The following is a 3,296-nucleotide window of genomic DNA, read 5'->3' on the forward strand; positions in this document are numbered from 1 at the left end:
CATAAGGCTTAGTACCTGCTCCTAATTCTATTGTTTGTGGCAATGCATCTGCTACACTACCTGCATAGGCTCCTCCTTCACGCGGAGCTACCCATAATACTTGATCATCTGCGCTATAAACAATAAAATACTGTAATTTATAAGTACCTGCTGGCAAGCCTAAAACATCAGAATATTGGGTTTCCCAACTTCCATTATTGTTTTTAACATTAATTTTAATGAAGTCATTTGCATCTGCCTCTGGATTCATTCCAGCAACCCAGTCGTCACTGCTATTGGTTAAAGCAACTAATACATAAGAAGGATCGGCAACTCTACATTCTACTGGATCACCCGATAAATGATCTTTCGTTTGCTTAGCAAAATCATTTAATAAGGTTCCAAATTGTAATTGAAATGTATCCTGACTATCAGGGCCAGTAACATCAGTTTCTTCTTTACTACAAGAAGTAAAGAGGAGTGCAAATACTGCCAGAAAGGCAATTGAGTGTTTAAAAATTTTCATAATTTAAAAATTTAGATTAATTGTATTAAGAATACTTAATACATAAGTTTGGATAAAGTAAGAGCGTTTAAAAAGCAACATTTCTTTTTAATCGCTCCTTACTTAGTTATCTCGATAATTTGAATTAATCATCTTATCATTTTTTAATTTAAATTGAAGGACAAAAACCTTCTCGAACTCTCACTTTAATAAAGAATCCGCCAGTTCCCATTAATGATGGCTTAATTACATCACCTTCTAATTTTTCAGTGAAATCATCATTATGTAAACAGTCAGCATTACATCTTGTGTCATTACAAATAGCTTCACTAGAGCCAGCTGGCAAGCGAGCATCTATTTCGAATGCACTAATAATATTATTACCCAGATTTGAGAATTTCACTCTAAGATCATTATTGATATCAAATTCAAACTTCACATCGGCTATAGCATTGGTTGTACCATCTACATATAGTTTAAACGTATCAGTGAAATTTCCGTTTGTAATATGAATAAATCCATTTTCGCCCATATCTCCCATTTCAGATAAGAATCCAAAAACGCCACCTTCACAGTAGAAAGTACATGAGGATACGTTTGAAGTAGTTGGAGTACAATAAGGCTCTCCTTGATTAGGATTACAATTGATTTTTAAATGCTCATATCGAGGAGTTTCATCTAGTTGAGCATCAATATCAGATTGATTTATTTGGAATTGAACAACATCTGAAGCGTCTGATGTATATGGTAACAATGCATCATCCATAACTGTTACTCTAACAAAATAAGTATCGTCTCCTTGTAATGGTGGCAATGGGAAACATAAAACAGAGGCTGCTGGATAATCACCAGATTGAGTTATTGCATTCATCTCGCCGTCTATAACAACTTCGCTTCCATCATATCCATCTGCCCAAACATCTACCATAAATTTAGCAGGATATTCTCTACCTGTTTCATCATCACAATAATTCACGAAGATGCAATAGTTGTTGGTTATTCTAATTAAGTTAAGATCAAAGAAAATATAGCCATAAGCTTCTTCCATACGTGGAACAAAGCATAATACATCTACATCTACATAAGGTTTAGTTCCTGCGCCTAATTCTATTGTTTGTGGCAATGGATCTGCTACAGTACCTGCATATGCACCTCCTTCTCGAGGAGCTACCCATAGTACTTGGTCATCTGCACTGTATACAATGAAATATTGTAATTTATAGGTACCAGCTGGCAGTCCTAAAACATCTGAATATTGGGTTTCCCAACTTCCATTGTTGTTTTTAATATTGATCTTAATAAAGTCATTAGCGTCTGCCTCAGGATTCATTCCAGCAACCCAATCGTTATTGCTATCAGTTAGTGCCACTAATACATAAGAAGGATCGGCAACTCTACATTCTACCGGATCACCAGATAGGTGATCTTTACTTTGATCAAAGTCAGTTAATAAAGTTCCAAATTGTAATTGGAAAGTATCCTGACCGTCAAGGCCGGCTACATCGGTTTCCTCTTTACTACAAGAAGTAAAGAGTAAAGCGAGGATCGCAATAAAACTCAAATAATAGTTAATTTTTTTCATGATTAAATAATTTAGATTAATATTTAGAATGGTTAATAAAAGTATGTTTGTTTGGATTGAATGTTTAAATAACCACCCGTTGTAATTTTACATCGGGTGGGTTATTTTATGATTACTTAATCATCACTTCCTCCATCTTTACAGGAGTCTGCTCCATGAACCACTATGTAGAAATCACCATCTCCGTTCCAAGGGAATAAGAATGAATCTCCATCACTTACAGAACCATATTGGTTGTTATTGTATTGACCTGGTGCTTGTAATGTTTGTTTTGGTGGAATATTCTCTGAAATATTCACATGAAGTTTACTAAATCCATTTAAGCTATTTTCAAAATCGAAGGTTAACTTTACCATATTAGTTTCATCATTAAATGTTATGGTAACATCTCCAATTCTCGTGTTATCATTAAGATTATATTGATTACTAGCTCCGGCGTAAATATTATAGCTGTTTCCATTATCTGTAGCTATATCAAAATCTTCAATCCAACCCCAACGACCTGGACCACCTTGAATTTCGCTAAAGCGTATACCTCCTTGCATATATGCTGTTTCATCACAATCTTCTCCCCCACCTGGGTTACATCCTGAACCTACACCATTAACACAATCATCTTCATTATCGCAAATACCATCTTCGTCAGCATCTCCACCATTAGAAGCGCAATCATCACCTCCACCTGGGTTACAACCTGTACCTACTCCGTTAATACAATCGTCGTCATCATCGCAAATACCATCACCGTCAGCATCTCCACCTTTAGAAGCACAATCATCTCCTCCACCTGGATTATCGTCACAATTAATTCTAATATGTCTATAACGTGGAGTTAAATCTAATTGTCCATCAATATCATCTTGATCTATCTCGAATTCAAAAATATCGGAACCATCAGTATCATAAGCATCTGTATCCATTACGGTAACTCGTACATAGTATACTCCATCTTCTAATGGAGGTAATGGGAAACATAATACGGTAGCGGCAAAACTATTTCCACTTCCAGATACCGAGTTCATAACACCATCTACAACTTGATCGTCACCATCTAGAGCATCAGACCATACATCCACCATAAATTTAGCTGGGTATTCTCTTCCTGTTCCATCATCACAAAAGTTTACGAAGATGCAGTAGTTATTAGTTATTCTAATTAAGTTAATATCGAAGAAAATATAACCAAATGCTTCTTCCATACGAGGAACATAGCATAATACATCTACGTCT

2 protein-coding genes and 1 pseudogene are annotated in these 3,296 nt (G+C 35.6%); all 3 read right to left on the reverse strand.

Annotated elements, in window-relative coordinates:
• The coding region (locus I130_RS14685) for a hypothetical protein (RefSeq protein WP_034924964.1) at positions 1-505 on the reverse strand (505 nt) is incomplete at its 3' end.
• A 148-nt stretch (positions 506-653) separates the two neighbouring features.
• Positions 654-2,066, reverse strand: a complete 1,413-nt coding sequence (locus I130_RS14690; protein WP_034924967.1) for a hypothetical protein — start codon at positions 2,064-2,066, stop codon at positions 654-656.
• A gap of 116 nt (positions 2,067-2,182) precedes the next feature.
• Positions 2,183-3,296, reverse strand: a pseudogene (locus I130_RS14695) (hypothetical protein); the annotation flags it as partial.

The organism is Gillisia sp. CAL575 (genome assembly GCF_000403785.1).
Lineage (GTDB): Bacteria > Bacteroidota > Bacteroidia > Flavobacteriales > Flavobacteriaceae > Gillisia.